24 protein-coding genes and 1 pseudogene are annotated in these 23,984 nt (G+C 66.6%); 6 read left to right on the top strand and 19 right to left on the bottom strand.

What is annotated here, in order from left to right:
• Positions 1–26: 26 nt before the first annotated feature.
• Together QW887_RS08395 and ggt are read right to left on the bottom strand one after the other, a co-directional pair.
• Complete coding sequence (locus tag QW887_RS08395; protein ID WP_409998083.1) at positions 27–485, bottom strand: FKBP-type peptidyl-prolyl cis-trans isomerase; 459 nt, start codon at positions 483–485, stop codon at positions 27–29.
• An 888-nt stretch (positions 486–1,373) separates the two neighbouring features.
• On the bottom strand, positions 1,374–2,960 hold the full coding sequence (ggt, locus tag QW887_RS08390; protein WP_315718254.1) for a gamma-glutamyltransferase: 1,587 nt from the start codon (positions 2,958–2,960) through the stop codon (positions 1,374–1,376).
• A gap of 132 nt (positions 2,961–3,092) precedes the next feature.
• On the opposite strand from ggt, the gene QW887_RS08385 reads away from it, so the two are divergent.
• Both QW887_RS08385 and QW887_RS08380 read left to right on the top strand, forming a co-directional pair.
• The gene (locus tag QW887_RS08385) at positions 3,093–3,872 is read left to right on the top strand and encodes a rhodanese-related sulfurtransferase (RefSeq protein ID WP_316194372.1); all 780 of its coding nucleotides are present in this window, start codon (positions 3,093–3,095) and stop codon (positions 3,870–3,872) included.
• Positions 3,859–4,086: a SlyX family protein gene (locus QW887_RS08380; RefSeq protein WP_315718252.1), complete on the top strand. Its 228-nt coding sequence runs from the start codon at positions 3,859–3,861 to the stop codon at positions 4,084–4,086. The genes QW887_RS08385 and QW887_RS08380 overlap by 14 nt, the downstream gene beginning before the upstream one ends.
• 13 nt (positions 4,087–4,099) lie before the next feature.
• On the opposite strand, the gene QW887_RS08375 is transcribed toward QW887_RS08380, so the two are convergent.
• Both QW887_RS08375 and QW887_RS08370 read right to left on the bottom strand, forming a co-directional pair.
• A complete protein-coding gene (locus QW887_RS08375; RefSeq protein WP_315718251.1) occupies positions 4,100–6,010 on the bottom strand; it encodes a diguanylate cyclase in 1,911 nt (636 codons plus the stop codon).
• Between the two features lie 170 nt (positions 6,011–6,180).
• A complete protein-coding gene (locus QW887_RS08370; protein WP_315718250.1) occupies positions 6,181–6,417 on the bottom strand; it encodes a hypothetical protein in 237 nt (78 codons plus the stop codon).
• A 197-nt stretch (positions 6,418–6,614) separates the two neighbouring features.
• On the opposite strand from QW887_RS08370, the gene hemE reads away from it, so the two are divergent.
• A complete protein-coding gene (hemE, locus tag QW887_RS08365; protein WP_409977991.1) occupies positions 6,615–7,646 on the top strand; it encodes a uroporphyrinogen decarboxylase in 1,032 nt (343 codons plus the stop codon).
• A 4-nt stretch (positions 7,647–7,650) separates the two neighbouring features.
• Here hemE and hemC read toward each other — a convergent pair whose 3' ends face one another.
• The 3 genes from hemC to QW887_RS08350 form a co-directional block, all read right to left on the bottom strand.
• Positions 7,651–8,628, bottom strand: coding sequence for a hydroxymethylbilane synthase (gene hemC / locus QW887_RS08360; RefSeq protein WP_315718248.1), 978 nt, complete (start codon positions 8,626–8,628; stop codon positions 7,651–7,653).
• A 15-nt stretch (positions 8,629–8,643) separates the two neighbouring features.
• The gene (locus tag QW887_RS08355; RefSeq protein ID WP_316194371.1) at positions 8,644–10,269 is read right to left on the bottom strand and encodes a choline dehydrogenase; all 1,626 of its coding nucleotides are present in this window, start codon (positions 10,267–10,269) and stop codon (positions 8,644–8,646) included.
• A gap of 97 nt (positions 10,270–10,366) precedes the next feature.
• Positions 10,367–11,545, bottom strand: coding sequence for an acetate/propionate family kinase (locus tag QW887_RS08350; RefSeq protein ID WP_316194370.1), 1,179 nt, complete (start codon positions 11,543–11,545; stop codon positions 10,367–10,369).
• A 148-nt stretch (positions 11,546–11,693) separates the two neighbouring features.
• On the opposite strand from QW887_RS08350, the gene QW887_RS08345 reads away from it, so the two are divergent.
• Together QW887_RS08345 and QW887_RS08340 are read left to right on the top strand one after the other, a co-directional pair.
• On the top strand, positions 11,694–12,728 hold the full coding sequence (locus tag QW887_RS08345) for a cobalamin-independent methionine synthase II family protein (RefSeq protein ID WP_315750450.1): 1,035 nt from the start codon (positions 11,694–11,696) through the stop codon (positions 12,726–12,728).
• 139 nt (positions 12,729–12,867) lie between these two features.
• Positions 12,868–13,518 (top strand): hypothetical protein, encoded by a 651-nt coding sequence (locus tag QW887_RS08340; RefSeq protein ID WP_316194369.1) that lies wholly within the window; start codon positions 12,868–12,870, stop codon positions 13,516–13,518.
• Between the two features lie 12 nt (positions 13,519–13,530).
• Here the strand turns inward: QW887_RS08340 and QW887_RS08335 are convergent, their stop codons facing one another.
• The 4 genes from QW887_RS08335 to QW887_RS08320 all read right to left on the bottom strand — a co-directional run bounded on the left by QW887_RS08335 (position 13,531) and on the right by QW887_RS08320 (position 17,243).
• A complete protein-coding gene (locus QW887_RS08335) occupies positions 13,531–14,511 on the bottom strand; it encodes a PDR/VanB family oxidoreductase (RefSeq protein ID WP_315718243.1) in 981 nt (326 codons plus the stop codon).
• Positions 14,512–14,521: 10 nt separating this feature from the next.
• Positions 14,522–15,277: a GntR family transcriptional regulator gene (locus QW887_RS08330; protein WP_315718241.1), complete on the bottom strand. Its 756-nt coding sequence runs from the start codon at positions 15,275–15,277 to the stop codon at positions 14,522–14,524.
• A gap of 6 nt (positions 15,278–15,283) precedes the next feature.
• Positions 15,284–16,327 (bottom strand): aromatic ring-hydroxylating dioxygenase subunit alpha, encoded by a 1,044-nt coding sequence (locus QW887_RS08325; RefSeq protein WP_315718240.1) that lies wholly within the window; start codon positions 16,325–16,327, stop codon positions 15,284–15,286.
• Positions 16,328–16,634: 307 nt separating this feature from the next.
• Entirely contained in the window at positions 16,635–17,243 is a 609-nt protein-coding gene (locus QW887_RS08320; RefSeq protein WP_315718238.1) for a nuclear transport factor 2 family protein, read from the bottom strand.
• Positions 17,244–18,085: 842 nt separating this feature from the next.
• On the opposite strand from QW887_RS08320, the pseudogene QW887_RS34885 reads away from it, so the two are divergent.
• Positions 18,086–18,310, top strand: a pseudogene (locus tag QW887_RS34885) (DnaJ family domain-containing protein); the annotation flags it as partial.
• A gap of 573 nt (positions 18,311–18,883) precedes the next feature.
• On the opposite strand, the gene QW887_RS08315 reads toward QW887_RS34885, so the two are convergent.
• The 8 genes from QW887_RS08315 to QW887_RS08280 all read right to left on the bottom strand — a co-directional run bounded on the left by QW887_RS08315 (position 18,884) and on the right by QW887_RS08280 (position 23,795).
• Positions 18,884–19,552: a DUF1109 domain-containing protein gene (locus QW887_RS08315; RefSeq protein WP_315718237.1), complete on the bottom strand. Its 669-nt coding sequence runs from the start codon at positions 19,550–19,552 to the stop codon at positions 18,884–18,886.
• Positions 19,549–20,181 carry a sigma-70 family RNA polymerase sigma factor gene (locus tag QW887_RS08310; protein WP_315827024.1) on the bottom strand — a complete coding sequence of 211 codons (633 nt, stop codon included), beginning with the start codon at positions 20,179–20,181 and terminating at the stop codon, positions 19,549–19,551. The genes QW887_RS08315 and QW887_RS08310 overlap by 4 nt, the downstream gene beginning before the upstream one ends.
• A complete protein-coding gene (locus QW887_RS08305) occupies positions 20,171–20,677 on the bottom strand; it encodes a DoxX family protein (protein WP_409977990.1) in 507 nt (168 codons plus the stop codon). The genes QW887_RS08310 and QW887_RS08305 overlap by 11 nt, the downstream gene beginning before the upstream one ends.
• Positions 20,674–21,465 carry a DNA-binding domain-containing protein gene (locus QW887_RS08300; RefSeq protein ID WP_316194368.1) on the bottom strand — a complete coding sequence of 264 codons (792 nt, stop codon included), beginning with the start codon at positions 21,463–21,465 and terminating at the stop codon, positions 20,674–20,676. The genes QW887_RS08305 and QW887_RS08300 overlap by 4 nt, the downstream gene beginning before the upstream one ends.
• A complete protein-coding gene (locus QW887_RS08295; RefSeq protein WP_316194367.1) occupies positions 21,446–22,333 on the bottom strand; it encodes a DUF692 domain-containing protein in 888 nt (295 codons plus the stop codon). The genes QW887_RS08300 and QW887_RS08295 overlap by 20 nt, the downstream gene beginning before the upstream one ends.
• Positions 22,334–22,388: 55 nt before the next feature.
• Positions 22,389–22,736: a DUF2282 domain-containing protein gene (locus tag QW887_RS08290; protein WP_316194366.1), complete on the bottom strand. Its 348-nt coding sequence runs from the start codon at positions 22,734–22,736 to the stop codon at positions 22,389–22,391.
• Between the two features lie 127 nt (positions 22,737–22,863).
• Positions 22,864–23,460: a TlpA disulfide reductase family protein gene (locus QW887_RS08285; RefSeq protein WP_316167702.1), complete on the bottom strand. Its 597-nt coding sequence runs from the start codon at positions 23,458–23,460 to the stop codon at positions 22,864–22,866.
• Complete coding sequence (locus tag QW887_RS08280) at positions 23,457–23,795, bottom strand: hypothetical protein (RefSeq protein WP_315769939.1); 339 nt, start codon at positions 23,793–23,795, stop codon at positions 23,457–23,459. The genes QW887_RS08285 and QW887_RS08280 overlap by 4 nt, the downstream gene beginning before the upstream one ends.
• Between the last annotated feature and the right edge of the window lie 189 nt (positions 23,796–23,984).

Here is a 23,984-nt window from a genome sequence, read left to right as displayed (position 1 = left end):
GATGAGAGCGGGCGAAGGCAGCGTCTCTACTTCACGCCGAGCAGTTCGACGTCGAACATCAGCGTCGCGTTCGGCGGAATCACGCCGCCGGCGCCGCGGGCGCCGTAGCCCAGCTCGGGCGGAATGATCAGGGTACGCTTGCCGCCGACCTTCATGGTGGCGACGCCCTCGTCCCAGCCGGCGATCACGCGCTTCATGCCGATCGGGAATTCGAACGGCTCGTTGCGATCCACCGACGAGTCGAATTTCTTGCCCTTCTGGCCGTTCTCATAGAGCCAGCCCGTATAATGCATCACGCAGGTCTGACCGCGCGTCGGCGTGGCGCCGGTGCCTTCCTTGGTGTCGATGATCTGCAGTCCGGAGGGAGTGGTCATGGTCTTTCCTGTGGGTTTGGCGGAACTGGTCTGTGCCGAGACCGCGCGGGAGCCCAGCAAGACACCGGCCGCGGCCGATGCCGCCGCCATCAGCGCAACTCTTCTGTTCATCGGACGCCGCATGCTCCAGACCGCCTCTGCTCGTTCACGGGAGCCGCGGTTTAGCTCATGCGGGAGCGGCTGACCAGCCCGGCACCTGTTTCCGAAAAAAATAATCCTCTTGCCAATAATCGGAAATCATGATTATCTCCGCGCATCCCGCCTCATTGCGGAGGGGCGTTGCGCGCGATCGTCACGACACGCGAGGCGGGGAGCGATGGCCGCGATGAAGCCGCAGCGCATTTTCGGATGCGCGGACGAACGGCAGCTCGCGGACGTGAAGTCGCAGCGTCCTGATACCCCGATGCTGGTATCACGCGCAGTGCGCGCAAGCGCATTGTCGCAATGGTGGCCAACAAGCCCGGCGCACCAGGGAGACTGCGTATAAGCGTGAAGACCGTCGCGCAGGGAATGCCGGTTGAATCGGCTTTGCCTGTGGTACCTGCCGCCTGCATTTTTTTCGCAGGCGGGCCATGGGTGAGGCCTTCACCCGGCATTCCCTGCGCCCTCTGCCTTTCGAGAGGGACGAACTGATCGCAGACCTCGGGCGTCCGTGCCGCGAGAACGAGACCATGTGTCGATCGTTGTTTGAGCCGTGTATCCGCCCCCGTCCACCGCCGTCGTCCCGGACAAGCCGTGACGCGCGCCGCGTGTCGCGGCGCCGATCCGGACCCATACGCCGCGGCGGACGTGACGTGCGAAGAACTAACGGCTGGCCTGCCTCAAACCACTGCCTGGGGTCATGGGTCCCGGCGCAAGGCCGGGACGACAGTGGTGTGTGTGGATGCAGCTTGCGTAGCCACCATCGTCATTGCGAGGAGCGAAGCGACGAAGCAATCCAGAGTGACAGCCACGGCTCTGGATCGCGTCGCTGCGCTCGCGATGACGAATGGCGCCGCCTCAATACCCCAGCGCGCAGCCGTCCTTGCGCGGGTCGGAGCCGCCGGTGAGCGTGCCCTTGTCCCAGTCGATCCAGATCGCCTGACCGCCGCCGAGCGGCGACACCACCTTGGTGGTCTTGTGGCCGATCTTCTGCAAGCCCTCGACCACCTCGGCCGGCACGCCGTCCTCGAGCTGATAGACGCCCTCGTAATGCAGACCCCTGGCCATATCGATCGCTTCCTGCACGTCGCAGCCGTAGTCGAGGATGTTGGTCAGAACGTGGGTCTGGCCGACCGGCTGATACTGGCCGCCCATGACGCCGAACGACATCTGGGCGCGGCCCGCCTTGGTGGCGAGCGCCGGAATGATCGTGTGCAGCGGACGCTTGCCCGGGCCGATGCAGTTCGGATGGCCCGGCTGGATGCGGAAGCCGCCGGCGCGGTTCTGCAGCAGCACGCCGGTCTCGTTGGAGACGATCGCCGAGCCGAACGAATGCGCGATCGAGTTGATGAAGGAGCAGACGTTGCGGTCGCGGTCGACGACCGTGATGTAGACGGTCTCCGGATTCATCGGCGGCGCGACGTTCGGCAGGTCGAGCAGCTTGTCGAGGCTGATCTGCGAGATGTACTCGTCGGCGAACTCCTTGGCGAGGATGCTCGCGACCTCGGTCGTCATGTGCGCGGGATCGCCGATGTGCTGCTCGCGCATCATGTAGGCGATACGGGCGGCCTCGGCCTCGAGGTGGAAGCGCTCGACGCTGAGCGGATCGATGCGCGTGAGGTCGAAGCGCGAGAGGATGTTGAGCATCACCAGCATGGTGATGCCCGGACCGTTGGGCGGGCACTGCCAGACGTCGTAATCCTTGTAGGTGGTGCCGATCGGCGAGGTCACCTCGGTCTGGTGGTTGGCGAAATCCTCCAAGGTGTGCAGGCCGCCGATGCCGCGCAGGGTCTGCACCATGTCCTCGGCGACGGCACCGGTGTAGAAGCCCTTCGCCCCCTCCTTGGCGATGACGCGCAGGGTCTGCGCCAGCTCCGGCTGGCGGATCACGTCACCGACCGCTGCCGCCTTGCCATGCGGCAGAAAGTAGCGCGCGGTGTTGGTGCCGTTCTTGAGCTTCTCGAACTGGTTGTTCCAGTCGAACGCGACACGCGGCGCCACCACATAGCCGTCCTCCGCGGCGCGGATCGCGGGCTGCAGCAGCCGGTCGAGCCCGAGCCGGCCGTGGTCGCGCAGGATGCGGTCCCAGGCATCGATCGCGCCGGGGACGGACACCGCATGGGCCGAGGTCAGGGGGACCGAATGGATCTTGCGCTCGAGGTACCAGTCCACGGTCGCGGCGGCGGGCGCCCGACCCGAGCCGTTATAGGCCATGATCCGGCTTTCGCCCCTGGGCTGTACCAAGGCGAAGCAGTCGCCGCCGATGCCGGTCGATTGCGGCTCGATCACGCCGAGCAGGGCGCAGGCTGCCACCGCGGCGTCGGCCGCGGTGCCCCCGGCCCGCAGCACCTCGATCCCGGCCAGCGCCGCCTGCGGGTGCGATGTCGCGATCATTCCGTTCTGGGCGTGGACCGTCGACCTGCCTGGGAAGTGGAAGCTTCTCATCGTTGCTCGCTGCGTGATCGTGTGGTGGTTGGAATACCAGTGCTGGCCGGCTACATCGCACATTCCTTCCAGGCTCGGCAATGCCCGGGGATACCAGCTTTTCTATGGTCAGCTCTGCTGGTAAACGGCCGCATGCCCCTCGCCGTCGCCGCCTTCTATCAGTTCGTCACCCTGCCGGATTTTCGCGACCTGCGCGCGCCGCTCCACGCCTTTTGCGCCGAGCGCGGCATCAGGGGCAGCGTCCTGCTGGCCGAGGAGGGCATCAACGGCACCGTGGCCGGGACCGAGCCGGCAATTGCCGCCCTGGTAGGCGCATTTCGCGACGGAACGCTGTTCGCCGGCCGGCTGGACAATCTGGAGCTGAAATACTCGCGCGCCACGGCCATGCCGTTCCGGCGCCTCAAGGTGCGGCTGAAGCGGGAGATCGTGACGCTCGGCGATCCCGCCGCCGATCCGACCCGGCAGGTCGGGACCTATGTCAGTCCCGCCGATTGGAACGCGCTGATCGCCGCGCCGGATACCGTCGTGCTCGACACCCGGAATGCGTTCGAGGTGGCGATGGGGACGTTCGAAGGCGCGGTCGATCCAGGCCTGCAGAGCTTCGGGCAGTTCAAGGATTTTGCAGAACGCGCACTCGATCCTGCCAGGCACAAGCGGATCGCGATGTTCTGCACCGGCGGCATCCGCTGCGAGAAGGCGAGCGCGCTGCTGCTGGCGCGCGGCTTTTCCGAGGTCTACCACCTCAAGGGGGGCATCCTGAAGTATCTCGAGGAGATCCCGGAATCCGAGAGCCGCTGGCGCGGCGGCTGTTTCGTGTTCGACGACCGGGTGGCGCTCGGTCACGGGCTGCGGGAGCACAGCAAGGCCACCATCAAGGCCGTTCCGGAGGGCGCACGCGATGAGCAGTTCTGAGCCATCCAACGCGGAGCTCGGCGAGCGGATCGACACGCTGGAGATGCGCCTCACCTTCCAGGACGACACGATCGAGACGCTGAACCAGACCATCACTGCGCAGTGGCGCGAGATCGACGCGCTGAAGCGGCGGATCGCCCTGCTGGTCGAGCGGCTCGAGGACGCGCAAGGCAACGCCGAGGGGCCGCGCAATGAGCCTCCGCCGCACTACTGAGCGGGCGGCGATCTCAGGCCGGGACGGTCGCCGGCGCCTTGCCGGCGGGCAGATCGATCACCTCGCCGGCCATGATCAGACGGTCGCGGCCGGCGTCCTTGGCGGCATAGAGCGCGCGGTCGGCCGCCTCGATCAGCGAGGCCGGGCCGGCGGAGCGCTCGAAGCCCGGCCGGCACACCGCGCCGCCGATGCTCGCGGTGACGATGCCCACCGGGTTGTGATCGTGGACGATGCGGGCCTCGTGCAGTGCCCGCCTGATCCGCTCGCCGAGCCTGGCGCAGCCCCCGGCATCGGTGTTCGGCAGCAGGACGGCGAACTCCTCGCCGCCGTAGCGGGCCGCCAGATCCGAGCTGCGCTGCGCCTCGTCGGCCAGAATGCCGGCCACGGTGTGCAGGCATTCGTCGCCGGCCGGGTGGCCATAGGCGTCGTTGAAGGCCTTGAAGTGGTCGATGTCGATCATCAGCAGCGCCAGCGAAGTCTTGTCGCGGTAGGCCCTGCCCCACTCCTCCAGCAGCCGCTCGTCGAACCGGCGGCGGTTGGCGAGCCCGGTGAGGCCGTCCTCGATGGCCAGCGTCTCGAGCCGGCCCTGCAGCGTCTTCTGCTGCGTCACGTCGCGGGTGACGGCGACGAAGCCGTCGAGCGCGCCATCCGGCTGACGGGTGGCGCGGATCGTGGTCTCGACCCAGATCTCAGATTTGTCGCGGCGACGCATGCGATAGGTGGCGCGCGCCTCGTCGACGGCGCCCCTCCTGAGCTGATCGAGGATCTCCTGCAGTTGCGGGCGATCGAGCGGATGCACACCGGACAGCGCGCGCTTGCCCAGGAGCTGCGACGGGTGCCAGCCCAGCACGCGCATGGTCGACGGCGAAACGTAGCCGATGCAGTCGTCCAGCTCGATCCGCGTCACGATGTCGCTGGAGCCTTCGGCGAGCAACCTGAAGTTCTCCTCCTTTGCCGCCAGCGCCGCGGCGAGCTGCTGCCGCTGCAGCAACTGCTTCGCGAGGAAGATGCCGATCGCGATGACCAGCGCAACCAGACAGACCAGCACCGTCAGCCGGACCAGCGCGTCACGCGTCCATTCCGCCAGGACCTCCGCCTCGGTGCGCGTCACGAGAATGAGGAACGGATAGCGCTGCGCGTGCTGATAGAACCCGATGCGTTCGGACGGTTCGCCGAGCCGCCGGAAATGCAACGGCCCCGACGCCGGATGATAGGGTATCGCTTCAGGTATGGGGCGCCCAAGCGTCTGCGGGTCCGGCTCCGCATTGTCGGCGAGGACGGCTCCGTCACGGCTCATCAGGCTGATCGTGCCCTGACGACCGACGGCAAACTGACGGTAGAACTGAGCAAAATAGGCAACGTCGATGGTTGCCAGCACGACGCCGCCGAACCGGCCATCCGCGTGATTCCAGCGCCGCGACAGGGTGATGACCCATTGACCGCCGGCCCTGCTCTGCACCGGACGACCGATCAGCAGCGAGCGATCGGCCGAAATCCTGTGGTGTGCGAAGTAGTCGCGATCGGCATTGTTGTAGTTGGTGAGCGTGACGTCCTCGGTGGTGGCAAGCCAGTCGCCGTTTTCGCCATAGGCGAAGATGCCCCGGATGCGGCCGAGATTGGCCTTCCTCGTCTTCAGAATCGTCTGCAGTCGGGCGATCGCACCGGGCTTGCCGTCATCGGTCTCGAGCGCGGCGACGACGCCGCGCAACAGCGAATCCGCAAGCTCGAAGGTATCCTCAACGTGCTGGGTGAGCGAGTGAGCGAGGTTGCCGAGATCGGTTTCGGCATTGCGTACCTCCGCCTGTCGGGAAGTCCATTCGCCCCATACGCTGTAAGCGAGAATCGTGACCGACACGAGCGCAAGCACGCCAGCCGCCCACATTGGCAGGCGGCTTCGATCAACTCTGGTCGCACCAATGTCCATTCCGCGGGACTCTCCGGACGCCGCGAGAGTCCCATGGACATCTTATTTAACTCTGAAATGCGATTGGTCCGAGGGCGTCCGCACCGACCCGTAAGACTACGGCCGCTCCCGTACTACTACGGACAAACAACGGCGGCGCCACGCTCGAGGCGGGCGTTTAGCCTGTTAGTTCAGCGAACGAACACCGATCGCACCTTTTCCCAAAGCGATGGCGAATGGTCCAGGTCAACGTCATCGCCCTTCACGCGGGTCGTCGAGGGCTGCTGCAGGCTCACCGGATCCGATGCCGGAAACGTGTCCATCAGTCCCTTGTCGAGCTGCGTTGCAGTCGCACGGTCGAGACGCGCAGCTTCGCGCGGATCAACCGCGTGCTTGTCGTGCGGCGCGGGATTGAATTTCTCAGCCATGATCGATCTCCCTGTGGAACGACAACGCAGGGGCGACGGACGTGTTCCCCTCGATGTGACGTCCCGCAACTGTGGGGACGATCGCATCTCCGGCGACTCCCGAGCCGATATGACCTTGGCCGGAACCGCGTGGGCATGTATCACGGACGGTAAACTGTTCCCGAAGGTTGCGGAGCCCGAGCGTGAGTGAGACTGCCGTGAACAAGCCTTTCATCGACGTGCTGGCCGGTCGGCGCCAGAGCCTGCCTCCGGTGTGGATGATGCGGCAGGCCGGCCGCTATTTGCCGGAGTACCGCGAGGTCCGCGCCAAGGCCGGCGGCTTTCTCGACCTCTGCTTCAATCCCGAGCTCGCGGCTGAAGTGACGCTGCAGCCGATCCGGCGCTTCGGCTTCGATGCGGCGATCATCTTTTCCGACATTCTGGTGATCCCGCATGCGCTCGGCCGCGGCGTCCGCTTCGAGGTCGGCGAGGGCCCGCGGCTCGACCCGCTCGATGCGCCGGACAAGATCGCGACGCTGTCGGCGAAGGCAGATTTGTCGAAGCTGCAAGCGGTGTTCGAGGCGCTGCGCCGGGTGCGGGCCGAGCTGCCACCGAGCACCGCCCTGATCGGCTTTTGCGGCGCCCCGTGGACGGTCGCGACCTACATGGTCGCGGGCCAAGGCACGCCCGACCAAGCACCGGCGCGGCTGCTGGCCTATCGCCATCCCGAGGCGTTCGGCACGATCATCGACGCGCTGGTCGACAGCTCGATCGGCTATCTCTTGAAGCAGCTGGAGGCCGGAGCCGACGCGCTGCAGATCTTCGACACCTGGGCCGGGGTGCTGTCGCCGCGCGAGTTCGCGCGCTGGTCCGTCGCGCCGACGCGACGCATCGTCGAGGGCGTGCGCAAGGCGCGGCCGGATGCGAAGATCATCGGCTTTCCGCGCGGCGCCGGTGCATTGCTGCCGGGCTACGTCGCCGAGACCGGAATCGATGCCGTCAGCATCGACTGGACGGCGGAGCCGGGCCTCGTGCGCGAGCGGGTGCAGAGCAAGGTCGCGGTGCAGGGCAATCTCGATCCGCTGGCGCTGCTCACTGGGGGCGCGGCGCTCGACCAGGCGGTCGATGACGTGCTGGCGAGCTATTCCGGTGGACGGCACATCTTCAACCTCGGCCACGGCATCCTGCCGGAGACGCCGATCGCCCATGTGGAGCAGATGCTGGCGCGGGTGCGCGCCTACAAGGGATGACTTGCTAGCGCGGCCGGCTGCGCTCGATCAGCTCGGCCGCGCCGTTGGCGAGCAGCTCGAGCCCGACCGCCCGGCCGAGCTCGCGCGGGCGATCCGCCGGCGCCGAGCGCTGTGCTTCAATGAAGCGGCCGCCGTCCTCGTCGAGCACCGAGGCGGTCAGCGTCAGCTGTCCGCCGTCGATGGTCGAAAATCCTGCGATCGGCGAGTTGCAGTGGCCGTTGAGCACCCACAGCACCTCGCGCTCGGCGTCGGCGCAGGTCCGCGCCGCTGCATCGTCGATCGTCGCCAGGATGCGCCGCGTCTCCCAATCGGAGGCAGGGCACTCGACGGCGACGATGCCCTGCCCGACCGCCGGCAGCATGTCGGCGACCGGGAAGTCGTACGAGGCGCGATCAGAAAGACCGACCCGCTCCAGCCCGGAGCGCGCCATGATCAGCGCATCGGCCGGTCCCACGGCGCCGCCATCCGGCAGCCGCTGCAGCTCGCCATTGTCGAGCTTGCGGATGCGGGTGTCGGCCGCGCCGCGGAAATGGATCAGCTCGGCGTGCGGAAACAGCCGCCGCGCATAGGCGGCCCGGCGCACGGCATTGGTGCCGATCTTGAAGCCCCGGCCGCCATCGTTGCGGAATTGGTCCAGCGACAGCCCGCGCCGCAGCACCAGCACGTCGCCCGGCGGATCGCGCGACAGCAGCGCGGCAACCACCAGACCGGGCGTCTCCTCATTGCCCGGCATGTCCTTCAGCGAGTGCATCGCTGCATGCAGCCGGCCGTCCAGCATGGCACGGCGGATCTCGGCCACGAACGCGCCACCCTTGCCGCCGTGGGTGAGCAGCTTGCTGGTCTGGTCGGAATCGCCCGTCGTCTCGAACTTGACGATCTCGATGTCGAGCGACGGAATCGCCGCCTGCAGCCGACGGGCGATCTCCTCCGTCTGCGCCAAGGCCATCGTGCTCTTGCGGGTGCCGATCCGGAAACGTGTCACGAACTCATTCCTGCGTCAGCGCGCGTCCTGCAAGATCATGTCGGAGGCCTTCTCCGCGATCATGATGACCGGCGCGTTGGTGTTGCCCGAAACCAGATCCGGCATGATCGAGGCATCGACCACGCGCAGGCCGTCGACGCCGCGCACCCGCAGGCGTTGATCGACCACGGCGGCAGCATCGGTCCCCATCCGGCAGGTCGAGGTCGGATGGTAGATCGTGCTGCCGGTCTGCCGGCAATAGGCCAGGATGTCGTCATCGCTCACGATCTTGGACCCGGGATAGGCTTCATCCGAGACATACGGCTTCAGCGCCGGTGCCGCCAGGATTTTCCGCAGGATCCGGAGGCCCTCGATGTTGGCCCGCCGGTCAATTTCACTGGCGAGATAATTGATGCGGATTTCCGGCGGCACCGTTGGATCCGCGCTCCTGATCCGCAGCGAACCGCGGCTTTCGGGCCTGAGCTGGCAGACCGAGGCGGTGAAGCCGGAGAAGGTGTGCAACTTCTCGCCCATCTTGTCGGTCGAGAACGGGATGAAGTGGATCTGGATGTCCGGGCTCACGAGCCGCGGATCGGTCTTGAAGAACGCGCCGGCCGTACCCGCAGCGATCGTCAGCGGACCGTTGCGGAAGGCCGCATAGCGTACGCCAGCCAGCACCTTGCGCACCGGATTGTTGACGATGTCGTTCAGTGTGATGCGCTGGCTGCAGCGCATCACGATGCGCACCTGCAGATGGTCCTGCAGGTCACTTCCGACACCGGGCGCATCGAGGACCACGTCGAGGCCGTGCTGCTTCAACAGCTCGGCCGGACCGACCCCGGACAGCTGCAGCAGTTGCGGCGAGTTGTAGGCGCCGCTCGACACCAGAATCTCCTTGCGAGCGCGGGCCGTCCGCATTCGGCCGCGCTGGCTGAACGTGACGCCGCGGGCCCGGCGCCCCTCGAACAAAATCCGCTGGGCTAGCGCGTCGGTCTCGACGTGGAGGTTGCTGCGGCCGAGCGCCGGCCGCAGGTAGGAGGCCGCGCTGCTGGCGCGGCGGCCGCGACGGGTCGTCGTCTGGAAGAACCCCGCCCCCTCCTGGCTCGCACCATTGAAGTCACCATTGATGGGCAACCCGGCCTCGACCGCCGCTTTCACGAAGGCTTCAGACAACGGGTCCTCGTGCCGCCAGTCGGACACCGGCAGCGGGCCGTCGACGCCGTGGTAGACGTCGGCGCCGCGGGACTGATTTTCCGCCCGCTTGAAATAGGGCAGCACGTCGTCATAGCCCCAGCCGACATTGCCGCGCTGGCGCCAGCGGTCGTAATCCTCGTGCTGGCCGCGCACGTAGAGCAGGCCGTTGATCGAGCTGGAGCCACCGAGCACCTTGCCGCGCGGCTGGAACACGGAGCGGCCGTCGAGTCCGGGCTCCGGCTCGGTCTGGTACATCCAGTTGACGGTCTTTTCCTTGAACAGCTTGCCGTAGCCGAGCGGGACGTGGATCCAGATGTTGGTGTCCTTTGGACCCGCCTCGAGCAGCAGCACCGTGTGCTTGCCGTCGCTGCTGAGCCTGTTGGCGAGAACGCAGCCGGCCGAGCCGGCACCGACCACGACGTAGTCGAACTCACTGTCCGCCTCACGCAACACCACGCTGCCTTCCATCGCTTCCCCACCGGCCTTGTTGTTCTTTCATCCTCGATGATACCAAAAAGCAAGGACATGCAAGCGGCAAATCAGCAGGTCTGGTCGGCCATCTCAGTCATTGCGGCCTCAGCAGGCGCGCGGCGTGCCGCGCGACCATCATTTCCTCATTGGTGTGGACCACGCGCACGCGCACCCGCGATCGATCCGAAGATATCAAGGAATGGTTCGCACGATTGCGGTCCTCGTCCAGCACGATCCCGAGCCATTCGAAGCCTTGGCAGACGCGCTGGCGAATGTGCCATGCGTGCTCGCCGATACCGCCGCAGAACACGACCGCGTCGATGCCCGAGAGGACCGCGGTCATGGCGCCGAGCTCGCGCCTGATGCGGTCGACGAAGTAGTCGATCGCCTGCCGCGCCTCCGGCGTGCCGGCGGCCTCCAATTCGCGCATGTCCTGCGACAATCCCGACAATCCCTTCAGGCCCGAATGATTGTAGAGGAGATCGGTGACCGCTTCAGCCGTCATGCGCTTCTCCTGAAGCAGATAGAGAACGACGCCAGGGTCGAGCTGACCGCAGCGCGTGCCCATCGGCAGGCCGTCGAGTGCCGTGAAGCCCATCGACGAACCGATGCTCTGCCCATCCCGGATCGCACACATCGAGGCACCGTTGCCGAGATGCATCACGACCACCCGGCCCTTCTCGTCGAGCGGAGCGATCTCCTTCAATCGCGAAACGACGTATTCATAGGATAGGCCGTGAAAGCCGTAGCGGCGGATGCCTTGGTCGTAGAACTCACGCGGCAAGGCATAGGTATCATTGACCCAGGGGTGCGAACGATGGAACGCCGTGTCGAAACATGCGACCTGCACGGCGCCAGGAAAGGCACGATGGGCGGCGCGGACACCGGAGAGATTGTGAGGCTGGTGCAACGGCGCGAGCGGAATGAGCTTCTGCAGGTCATTCAGAACATCGTCATTGACGACGATCGGCTGCGTGAAAGCGAGCCCGCCATGGACGACGCGATGACCGACGGCGTCGACTTCGGTGCGCCCGATGGCGCGCTGCAGTACCTCGAGCACGACGCCGAGAGCCGCCTCGTGATCGGTGGCGCTCGCTGCATCGAGGCGTTCATCGGCCAGCGGAGCGCCCCTCAGCTTCGCTTCGAGATGCGGCGCGGCACTGCCAAGCCCTTCGATCTGGCCATACACGGTCTCCACAAGGTCGGCATCTTCCTCGAACAAGGCGAACTTGATCGAGGATGAGCCGGAGTTGAGGATCAGGATGTGTTGCATCGGTGATGCCGCCTCGTGACGAAGGATGAACTGATAAACTGCAGAAAATGCGAATTATTTCCATGACGATCCGAAGACGAACAAAACGCTAGGTTGTATTCTGGCGCCGAGATGACCGTCGGACCCGCGGGAGGGCCACTGCGTGAATATGCCTCGACATCTCCTGCCGACCACCGTGGTCGGAAGCTACCCGCAGCCGGATTGGCTGGTTGATCGCGCAATGCTCTCGAAGTCCGTTCCCCGCATTCGCATGCAGGGCATGTGGCGCATTCCCCGGCCGCTGCTCGACGACGCTCAGGACGATGCGACCATCGTCGCGATCCACGACATGGAACAGGCGGGGATCGACATCGTATCGGATGGCGAGATCCGGCGCGAAAGCTACTCCAACCGGTTCGCGACCGCGCTCGACGGCGTCGATGCCGACAATCCCGCCATCATCATCTCGCCGTCCGGGATCAAGACGCCAGTGCCGCGCGTCGCCGGTCCGATCACGCGGACGCACCCGGTCGAGCTGCGCGACATGGAGTTCCTCCGCCATAACACCAAGCGTGCCGCCAAGATCACGCTGCCCGGGCCGTTCACATTGAGCCAGCAGGCCCAGGACGATTTCTACGGCGACGACGAGGCACTCGCCATGGCTTTCGCCGAGGTCGTCAATGCCGAGGCCCGCGACCTGCAACGCGCCGGCGCCGACGTCATCCAGCTCGACGAGCCCTGGGTCCGCAACAATCCGCAGGCGGCGCGGCGCTATGCCGTCAAGGCGATCAACCGGGCTCTGGATCATATTACGGTGCCCACCATCGTTCACGTCTGCTTCGGTTATGCCGCCATCGTGCCGGGCTCCAGCAAGCCGAGCGGATATGCGTTCCTGGCCGAGCTTGCCGATTGCCACGCCGCGCAGATCGCTATCGAGGCGGCGCAGCCGCGGCTCGACCTCGGCGTTCTCAGGGATCTCTCGACCAAGACCATCGTGCTAGGCGTCCTCGATCTCGGCAATCCCGAGGTCGAGCCGGTCGCGGTCGTCGCCGAGCGCATCCGCAACGGCCTCAAAGTGGTGGCGCCGGAGCGGCTGGTCGTGGCGCCGGACTGTGGCATGAAATATCTGCCGCGAGCGACCGCTTTCGGGAAATTGAAGGCGATGTGCGCGGCGGCGGCGCGGGTGCGCGAGGAGCTCGCCTGAAAGCCCAATGTGGCAGATGCGGCGCATGTCAGGCGCGACCGCTCCACGATGGCGCCACCCTGCAAACCCATTTCCGGAATAAGGCAGGCGGTGAGCGCCGGGGGTCGGCTGGCCCGATTTCGTCGCGAGGGAGGCTCCGATGGCCGTCTGCATCACGTCGAGGAACGTCGCCGCCGCGATCGGCATGCTTGCCGGCGCAGCGGCGAGCGGGACCGCGATGGCCGACCCGCTCGACGACATCATGGGCGGCCTGATGCGCGACGCGCGCAGCTCGTTTGCGCGGATGGTGCCGATCGAGCTCGTACCGACCATGCCATCGCTCCAGCCGCCTCCCATCCAGCAGCCAACGGCACTGCCACCATCCTCTCGGCCCGCGCTCCCGCCGCAGGCTCAGGCCGTCAAGCCGCAGGCGGTAGCGAAACCATTGCGCCCCCGGCCGCCGCTCAGTCCCGCCGCGGCGACGTTGGCGGCTGCCGATGCTGCCGAGACGGTCGCCGACGCCAATCTCGATGCCGCGCTGGCGGCCAACGAGAAGGCCATTTCCGACCGCGACGCGGCGGAGGCGCTGGCGAAGGCCAATCCCACCGCAGCCAACATCGCGGCGGCCAAGGCCGCGGCCGAGGCGGCGTACACCGCCGAAGCTAACCTCACCGACGCGCTGTTGGCCGACAAGGAGACCGATGCACGTCTGAAGGCCGCACGCGCCGCCGTCGCAGCGCAGCAGAGCGGCCGGAAGTCCTCAGGCAAGCCGCCGTCGGCGATGTCGGTCAACCTGCTCGCCGACAAGTAGCCGGCGGCGCACTCACAGCGCGTCGGCCCGTTCCAGCGTGTCGATCGTGACCACGCCGTGGGCGCGGGAAACGCAGGCGCAGAGCTTGCGGCTGTCGTGCTTCTGCTCGGCGCTGAAGAACACGTCGCGATGATCGATCTCGCCCTCGACTTCGACCACGTCGACCGCGCAGACGCCGCACTCGCCGCGCCGGCAATCCGCCATGACCTCGTGGCCGGCGGCATTCAGCACGTCGAGCATCGAGCGGTCGCGCGGCACAACGATCTCCTCGCCGCTGTCGCGCAGCCGGACCTTGAACGGCTCGGTCGACAGCCGGCCGCTCGATCCGAACGTTTCATAGCTGAGATCGGCCGGCACGCGGCCGCACGCCGCCCACGCGCTGCGCGCGGCATCCAGCATCCGCATCGGTCCGCAGAACAGCACGGCTGCTCCGGACGGCAGACTCGAAAAAAGATCGGACAGGTCAAGCCGCTGCGACTGGTCCGCGGCATACACCGTGAGACGGTCGCCGAGCAGCGCCGCGAGCTCATCGACATAGGCCGCATCACCGCGCGATCGCACCGCATAGTGCAGCGAGACGTTCGGCGTCTTGCGCAGCAGCGCGTGCGCTGCTCCGACCAGCGGCGTGATGCCGATGCCGCCGGCGACCAGACAATAATGCGGACGCTGCCAATCGACCTGCAGCAGCGAGGTCGGGCTCGCCACATCCAGCCGGGCGCCGGGCTGCAGCGACCACAGATAGCGCGACCCGCCGCGGGAATCCTCGGCGAAGCGCACGGCGATCCGGTAGCCACGCGGGTCCGCCTCGCCGACCAGCGAATAGGAGCGGACATCGGGCTGGCCGGCGGCGAGGACGCCGACCTTGATGTGGCTGCCGACCGGATAGGGCGCGCAGACGTAGCCGTCGGGCCGCAGGATGAATTCGCGGATGCCCGGCGCAAGGTCGCGTGTCGAGACCAGGGTCGCAGGCGACCAATTGTCCTGGAAACGCATGATCGCCTCCTCAGCCGTTGATCTGCGTCTTGATCAGCACCGCCGCGGGCACCAGGTCCATCGGACCACGCGCCTTCACGGCGAGCCGCAGGTTGCGGGCCGCCAGCCGGGCATGCTCGCGCATGATGCTCTCGGCGCGGGCGCCCTCGCGGTTCTCGATCGCATCGATGACGATGCGGTGATGCTCCTGCGCGACCACCAGGATGTGACGCGCCTCCGGCAGCGCCGATTGCGCCATCACGAAGCCGCTCGGCGAGGCGAACGGCAGCGCGCTGGCGCGGTCGACCTGGCGGATCACCGGCGGGCTGCGCGACAGTTCGGCCAGCAGGGCATGAAAGCGCGCGTTCAGCGCCACATAAGCCGAGAACGCGTCGAACGAGAGCTCGGCCGGCGCGATCAGCTCGTCGATCTGGGCGAGGCACTCGCGCATCGGCTCGGTGTCGCGCACGGACACGCCGCGCTCGGCGGCGAGCCGCGCCGCCAGTCCTTCCATCGTGCCGCGCACCTCGATGGAGTCGAGCACGTCGCGCTCGGAGAACGATTTCACCATGAAGCCGCCGGACGGAATGGCCTCCAGCAGCCCCTCCTCCTCGAGCCGCACCAACGCCATGCGCACCGGCGTGCGCGAGACGCCGGCGGCCTCCACCGCCTGCAGCTCGGAGATGCGCTCGCCGGGGCGCAAGCCGCCGGTGAGGATCAGGTCGCGCAAGGTGAGCTGCGCACGTACGGTCTGCGAGATCGAACGCTCGCTGTCACGCTCGGCCATTCCATTCTACTCCGCGGCTTCACGCAGCGGCGTTTCGCGCGCGATCATCCGATCGATGATCCGCCGTGCCCACATTGCGCCTGCATCGATGTTGAGATTGTAGAACACGCGTCCCGGATTCTCGTCCATCGCGCGCTGCTGCGCTTCCAGGATCAGCTCGTCTTCGCGGAAGATGCCCGACACGCCCTCGCGGATCTCCGTCGTCAGCCGCTGCTCGGAGAGCTGGTAGTTGCGGGCGAACGCCCAGAAATAATGGCAGGTCTTGTCGGTCTCTGGCGTGATGGTGTTGAGCACCATGCCGTTGACGCCCTGCGAGCGGTCGCCCTCCGGCGCGCCCGTGCCGGCCGGTGCGACGCCGACGTCGATCGTCACCGTGCACGGCGCTTCGAAGCGGATGATCTGCCAGCGGTCCACCAGACCGGGCTTGCCGAGCTGCTTCGCCCAGAACGGCGGCGGCTCGATACCGCGCATCCAGCGCGTCACGGTTGCGGTGCGCTCGCCATGGGTGACGTCGAACGGCGCTTCCGCCACCGCGTCGTTGCCGATCGACGAGCCGTGCACGAAGGTCTCGTGCGTGAGGTCCATCAGATTGTCGACCACCAGCCGGTAGTCGCATTTGACGTGGATGGTCTTGCCATCGCCGGCCCAGGCCGGATCGTGATTCCAGTGCATGTCGGGAATGGCAGCCGGATCGGCCAGCGCCGGATCGCCCATCCACAGCCAGATGAACCGATGCCGCTCGACCGCCGGATAGGCCCGTACGCAGGCCGAGGGGTTGATGGTCTCCTGCGACGGCATGAAGGTGCAGCGGCCCTGCGGGCTGAATTTCAAGCCGTGATAGCCGCAAACGACGGTGTCGCCTTCCAGCCGGCCCTTGGACAGCGGCACCAGCCGGTGCCAGCAGGCATCTTCGAGCGCGGCGATGGTGCCGTCGGCCTTGCGGAACATCACGACGTGCTTGCCGCAGATCGTCCGCGGCAGCAGGGCCTGCTTGACCTCGGCGTCCCAGGCCGCGGCGTACCAGGCATTCATCGGAAAAGAAGCGGCCATGGCGTGTCCTCGTGGCGGTATACTTCTAGCTGGTCATTGTATACAGCAAACGGGGGAGGAGGCGCAAGTTCCGCCTTCTCCCGGCGGAAAACTGCCAATCCTGTATACAATAGCCGCACGGCGGTTCCGCTTCAAGGAACAAGGCTGACAGACAATCCCTTCTGATTCAAGCACTTGCGCTGATTCCGCTAGGCACTCCGAAAAAGACTCACCCGCTCGGTAACGGCCCCAGAGATCCGCCGGATCAGCCCCCTCGGCGAGAGCTGTTCCGTTCGGAGCGCGGCACCGGCGACGCAGGGGCCGATGATCACAGCCCCTCGCCCCGCAGCCACGCGGCGCCGCACGCATAGAGCGCTTCGACCTCCGGCCCCTTCAGCCCGGGCATGTCGCGCTTCACCGTGTAGCCGATGCGCGTCTGCAGATAGGCGAGATGCCGATACCCCACGGGAAACTGCTCCAGCAGCGCGCGATCCAGCGCCGGCACCGCGCCCGGCGTCACCGGGTCCATGCGATCCTTCTCGTAGATCGGCTGGCGCAGCACGATGCCCCATTTGCCCGCGCGCTTCTCGAGGAAGTCGTAGAAGCGGCCGGTGCAGAGCACGTCGCACACGACGCCTTCGACCTCGGCCCGCTGTGAGATCGTCATCTTGGTCTGGGAGATCGCGCGATGGCCGGCGAGATCGACCGAGATGCCGCCGAGAAAGTGCAGGATGTTGACACCCTTGGCCCAGGCCGCCTTGCTGATCTCGATGAACTCGTCACCGGTGCCCTGCGTCCACGTCGCCATCATCCGCCCATCCGGATGCCACACCGTGCGGAAACGCTCCCAATCACCGGCATCGCGCCAGATCGCCCAGTTCTGCAACAGTTCGCGGATCTGACGGTCGTCCTCGATCTCGGTGGCGGTCTTGGTCATGTGCATTTCCTCCGTGTTGCGCGGCTGCTGAATACATGGATCGGAGCAGCGCTGCAAAACTCACATTGCTGGTGATGAAGTCCAAAACGCGCCAAGCATTCGATGTCGTCCCGGGCAAGTCCGACAACGCGGAGCGTTGGCCGACGCCGACCCTGGATCCATACGCCGCGGCGGATGTGGCTGGGCGAGAATGGTCGACCATCGTGCCTCGCACATCTCCCTGGGGTTATGGATCCCGGATCGGCGCGCGCGTTGCGCGCTTGTCCGGGACGACAGTTGAGTAGATGTCGACACCTTCGGCCTCATCACGGAGGCGAACTGATAAGCATCTTTCATCCCGCGGCACGTCGTGCCCGGGTGATGCAGCATTCGTGTCCCTCTGAACAACGAGAGGGCGCGAGGAAGGCCGGACCTCGGCTGAGGCCCGTGGCCCGCCTGCTCAAAAGAATGCAGGCGGCAGGTACCACAGGTACAGCCGGACAGACCCGGCCTTCCCCGCGCGATCGGTTTTAACGGTGTCCTTCGTGCTCTCCCTGGGGATCGGCGTTCTTGCCCCCATCGCCCGCGCGTGCCGTCACAGCAACGACCCCGGACTTGACCTCAGCGTCGAGAGGCCAGGACCACACGACTTCGCCGTCCGTAACGCCCGCGCTCGTCAGGCGCAGCCGTCACGTCCATCGCAGCCCGCCTCCACGTTCGTGACGACGCGTACGTCCCTCTGCTCGAGGCGGGATACCGGATATAAGCATAATTTCTGAAAAACAGCAACCACTATTTTTGCCGCCGATCTCGGCCGGTGATGGCCTCGTGCCGTCGATGCGACAAAAAAGGTCCGGCCGGGCATGACGGAGCGTAAGCCACTGACCGCGAGCTGCGAGTCCTGGGTCGAGGTGCAGATCCGCATCTGCCCAGGACCATGGCGCATTCGACAATCTGCCGGCGTCGGCAAGCCGCTGGCGGATCTCGATCGGGCGCATGACCCGCTCTGGTGGGTGAAGCAGCTCGTCAGGCGCGAGCAGATCTCGATGCTGCCGCCGTCGCTCGAACTGCTGCGCAACGTCGAGAAGGTATTGGCGACCATCGAGACGCTGCCGGACGAAGCGGCGGTCCGTCGCTGTGATAGACCAGCAGCACGGCGTTGTCATGGTCAGCGGCTGTGGCGCGACGATCGTCAGCTTCGCTTTGCCGTTCGCTCCGGCCACAAAATCATTCGTCGTTCCGGCTCACCCTTCGCGTTGGCGACAACGGCGGTCTTCGCATCCTGTTCGATCAAGGCCGGCCGGACCCCCGCGACGTGGGAGACGTTCTGCGGACCGACAGCGGCCGGCGCGTCGGCGACGAAGGCATGGGGATCGAGCGGCTTCGGCTGCTTCGTCTCCGCCGAGAGGAACGCCGCGTGCGTGACGAACGACAGATGGGTCGCATCGGCGGCCCGGCCGGCGCGAGCGCCGCCAACATCAGCGCCGCACTTGTCTACCCGGCTAGGGGTTTCGATCGTTGCATGGTCTCATTCTCCTCGCGTCCGTGAACATCGACGCGCGATGCGCGTCGCGACAGGGCTATCTGCGCCCGAGCCCGCGGACTGTTCGCTCCAGGCACGACGAAGGTTACCGGTCCGCGTCGGTCGACGAACGGCGAGCTCAGTCGTGCGCGAAGACACGCGGCGCGACCCAGCCGAACATGCGACGGCCGAACAGGCCGCCCGCCCCGATCAGCAGGACAGCCGTTCCGACGTTCCACATCAGGATCATCACCGAGGCGTCGATCGTATGAAACAGCGCGAGCGCCGTCGACGTGATCGCAGATACGGCGACGCCGCCGGTCAAGGCGACGATGGTCGGCCGCAGCCGCGCCGCGTAGCGCAGCATCACCAGCAGGGCCAGCGACAACGGCAGGCTCGTCACGGCGAGCGTCGTGAAGCAGCGGGCCGCCTCGCCGGGGCTCATGCCGTCTGGACCGACCGCAACCCAGTCGGTGAGGCACTGGTAGCCGATGTTGGACAGCCATAGCGCCAGCGCCGGCAGCGGCAGCAGCATCCACCACCGCGAGCGGTCGGGAAGGCTGACCAGGAATGCCGCGATCGCGGCCAGCACGCCGGTCAGGATCGAGCCGACGAGGCTGGTCACGAATGGCGCATCGTGCAGACGTTGCACCAGATCTGGACGGATCCCCTGGTTGACGGCGAGCAGCGCCACCACGGCACCGGCCCCGATCAGCCAAGTGCAGGCGCGCAACAGCGGGGGCCGCAGCCGCTTCACGGGCCGCATGTCAGTCGCAAGAGAGTTGATCAGATCGTCGGTCTTGATCATGGCTCGTTCCGCGGAATGAGCAGCTTCTGAAGGCTCTTCAGAGCGCGGTGCATGTTCACCTTCAATGAGGTCGTGGACATTCCGGTTGCCGCCGAGGCCTCCTTGAGCGACAGCTCCCTGAGCTTCAACAGCCGCACGGCCTGCTGCTGCGCTGGCGGGAGATTGTCGATCGCCAGCTCCAATTCGCGGCGGTCGGGCGCCGCCTCCACGCCGGTCTCGGGCTCGGCTGCGATCTCGTGCTCGGGAGACAGCACAGTCTCGCGCCGCCATTGGCGCGACTGCCGCCGTACTCGGTCGATCAGGCGACGGTTGGTGATGGTCACCAGCCACGGCGCGAACGGGCGCGTCGGATCATAGGTGTGGCGGATCGAGTGAATGGTCAACAGCACGTCCTGCACCGCGTCCTCGATGTCGCTACGCTGCCTGCAGTGCCGCGCCGCGAGAGAGCGAAGGTAGGGCGAGATCTCCTGCAGCAGCCGCTGATAGGCGACACGATCGCCCTCCTGGGCATGCGCCATCAGAATCGCCCAATCGAGCGCGCGGCGTCCCGGCTTGACGTCCGCCCCGCTCTGCGCGTCCACCGCGACGAGCCTCAGCCGCGGCGCAGGAGCGCTCTGGTCACTGCCCATCGGCGCTCTCCAGTTTTCGACCGAGCGGCACGACGAGTTGATCGACGCTGAAGGGCCCGTGCCCGAGCGCGATGATCGCAACCGCCATCGCAGCCCAGGGCAGATGAAAATTGGCCCAGCCATCCGGGACGACGAGCTGGATGAAGGCGGTCATGACCAACAGCCCGAGCGCGCTGACCCTGGTCGCCAGCCCGACCACCAGGAGCACCGGCAGCACGATCTCGGCCACGCCATCGAGATGAGCAAAGGCTGCGGGCCAGGGAAAGTCATAGGTCTGTCCGAACAGGTGCAGCTTGAATTCGTCCTCGAACAGATACACCGCGGACGGCGACAGCGACAGCAAGCCATCCCATTTGGTGAGTCCGGATTTGAAGAACGGCACCGCGAGCGCGATGCGCAGCATCGGCGGCGCCACGATGAGAGCCAGTCGCGCGAGCCGATCGATCGCATCCGACATGGCCAAGGTGAGCGCCCGGCGGCCCGCGATCGTGCTCATGACGCCTCCCCCATCGTCGCGCGGTCGAAGCCGATCACCGCTCCGCCATGGATCAGATCGTGGAGGGTGCCGGCGAGGTCGAAGCCAACGTCCTCGCGCAGCGCATCTTCGACTGCCCTCAGCATCGACCGCCCGGCCGACAAGGCCTGAACGAACGCGAAACTGCCCGACGGGATCGCGCGAACCACGACGTCGGCCTCGGGACGGACGATCAGAACCGCCTCGCCGCCCGCGTCGAGATCGACCGGGCCAGGAATTCCCTCCGCGACATTCATCTGCCAGACCGTGAGCACGGGAAACGCCGAGCAGACCAGCCGCAGGGATGGATGCAGGCGCAGGCGGAGAGCCGGCAGATCGGCCGGCGCTAGGGCGGCGAAAGCCGCAGGCGTGACCGGCTGGGCTTCCGCCGCATGATAGGCCTCCGCCCAGGCGCGCTCGATCGCCGCGACATCGGCCAGATAAGGCAGTGTCGATGCCGGTGCGAAGCCGCGAATGAACGCCGCGAAGCCGCTGCCATAGTCGAGCAGGATCGGCGAGCACGGCAGTTCGGACAGCAGATGGCGGCGCGCCATGGCCTGGAAGAACTCCTCCCCGACGATGCGATGAACCGCCGGATAGGCGTCCTTCAGCGTCGCCGTCAAGCCGGCCACGACATTGTTGCGATAGACGCCGAACCGGCGCCCGCTCGGCGTCCCATCCGGTCCAACCAGGCCGGGAGGCACCGGCTGCGCGGGATCGAGCAGTGCGCGCGCAAAGCCGCCAAGACGTTCAGCAAGCGGCGGCGTCACAGGCCACCTCCATCGTCGGCGAGAGCATGATCGCCTCGGCCCGGCGCGCCTCCGCCGCGAGCACCGGCCATGGCGGCACCTCGGCGTCCCACTCGATCAATGTCGGCGCCGGGCCGGTCGCGCGGATCGCATGCGCATACAGCGACCAGACGACGTCGTCGACCGGCCGGTCGTGGGTGTCGATCAGCAGCGGCCTGCCGTGCTCGTCGGCTTCGCGGGAGTGGCCGGCGAGATGGATCTCGGCCACCTGCGCGAGCGGAAAGGCGGCAAGATAGCCATGCGGATCCCACTGCTGATTGGTCGCTGCGACATGGACGTTGTTGACGTCGAGCAGGAGACCGCAGCCGGTGCGACGCGCGATCTCGGCGATGAAGTCGGGCTCGGACCAGTTGCTCTCGGCGAACGCGACATAGGTCGATGGATTTTCCAGCAGCATCCGCCGGCCGAGCACGCTCTGCACCTCGTCGATGTGATCGCAGACGCGGATCAGGGTCTCGCCCGTATAGGGAACGGGAAGCAGATCGTTGAGGAAACCGGTGTCGTGCGTCGACCACGCCAGGTGCTCCGAGAACAGCCCCGGCTCGTAGCGGTCGACCAGATGCTTGAGACGGCCGAGATGGGCCTGGTCGAGCGGGCGGTCGGCACCGATCGACAATCCGACTCCATGCAGCGACAGCGGATAGCGCTCGCGAATAGCCGTGAGATAGCGGTGCGGTGGCCCGCCCGCGCCCATGTAGTTCTCGGCGTGAACCTCGAAGAAGCCGATATCGGGCCACGTTTCGACGATGCCGCGATAGTGCTCGGCCTTGAGGCCGACGCCGCCCCGCGCGGGGATCCGTCCGGCCGTCGAGAATTGTGCGCGTGCCACCCGAAGACTCCGATCGAGAGAAATGGCGGGCTGCAAGCAGCCCGCCGGCAATGTCTCAGGCCTTCGGCGTCAGGCTACCCGGCCCCTTGGGGGTCTGCATCGTCGTGCAGGTGCCCTTCGGCTCGAGCTTGAACGCATTGCCCTGATAGTCGGTCATGCTGGTGCCCGCGCAGGTCGTGCCGGCGCCGGCGAAGCAGTCGTTCTGGCCCTTCAGCGCGACGCCGAAGCACTTCTCCATCTTGCCGTCCTTCATGGCCTTCATGGTCTCGGCCTGCTTGGCCTTCATCATCTTTTCCATGTCGCCCTTGGCCATCATCTCCGCCGAGGCGGATGTGACGGCGAGCGCGCCGGCAGCGACCGCAAATGCACCGACGATCATTGCGGACAGCGTGCGATTGGACATGCGTGTTCCTCCATTCTCCGGGTTCAGCCTGCGGACATTGCAGGTGTCTGGCGGCCATCGGCGCGCCTGTACGATGGTTCGCTCCAGTGCGTTGGAAGGTTACGTCGTCTGCTTCGCGATTCATCTTTCAGTTGCGCCCGAGATAGTCGAGCAGATCGGCCGCCGCCGACGACGACCAGTCGGCCGCACCCGGGAGGTATCCGACGATCAGTCCTGAAGCCGAGATCAGATAGGTGATCGGCATGCCATACAGCGTGAACGGCGCAGGCCTGCCGCGACCGTCACCGGATTGCGCCACGTACCCGTTCGGATCGAGGCAGATCGGCAGCGACGTCAGCCGCAACGAGCGCACGAAACGACCGACACTGTCGCGATCGCTGCGGTCTTCGGACACCGCAACGACGTGCAGGCGCTCGCGCCCGACGCTGCGCGCGAGCCGATCGAGCTCCGGCAGCTCGATGCGGCAGGCCGTACACCACGAGGCCCAGAAGTTCAGCACGATTGGCGCGCCGCGCAGCGCGGCCAGATCGAGCGTACCGCCGTCGAGGCGAAACAGCCGCAGCGCCGGCAGGCTCTGCTGCGGCCGCAGCAGCGTGAGCTGATGACGGCCGGCTGCGAAGGCCGGGACCTCGTCGTCAGCAGACCCTGCCGAAGCGGGGCCGGCGCCTGCCATGAGCGCCGTCAACACACCGCCGATCACCTCGCGCCGTGTCGCAACAATCATCCCGCCCGTTCCTCGACGGCGAGGGCGGGCGAGGACTGCGGGACGGCCGGCCGGAACGCGATGAAGAAAAACAGCGGATTGGGCAGCCAGTACAGCCATCCGATCGACGGCTCGCGCCGGCCGTCCGGAAGCTTCAGGTCGAGCCACACGTACAGGAACTTGTAGATGCAGAGTCCGGGGATCCAGTTCGGACGCAGATGGCACGTTCTCAGGCAGCGCCGCCGGATGTAGAAGTTGCCCTCGAACGGCGTGATGTCCCAGAGGCCGACCGGCCCCTCGGCGATCACCTCGCCGCTCGGACGATGGGTAATGCGCACGATGCGCGGGCGCCTCACATGCAATTGGATACCTCCCGCCGGCGTGTCCTGATGCTGCCATTCGACGGTACGATGGCGGACCAAGAAAGGTTACCAGGCCACGCGCAGCCGCGGCGAAGTCATGCGCACCGGCGCGGATCGCGGTCAGCGCAGCGCGTGCGTTCGAGTTGCCCGCTCACATCCAATTGACCGGTCGTGATCGATCCA

The sequence above is a fragment of the Bradyrhizobium sp. SZCCHNRI3052 genome, from assembly GCF_032484895.1.
In the GTDB taxonomy this organism is placed as follows: Bacteria; Pseudomonadota; Alphaproteobacteria; order Rhizobiales; family Xanthobacteraceae; genus Bradyrhizobium.
This window is presented reverse-complemented; position numbering and strand designations above follow the sequence as displayed.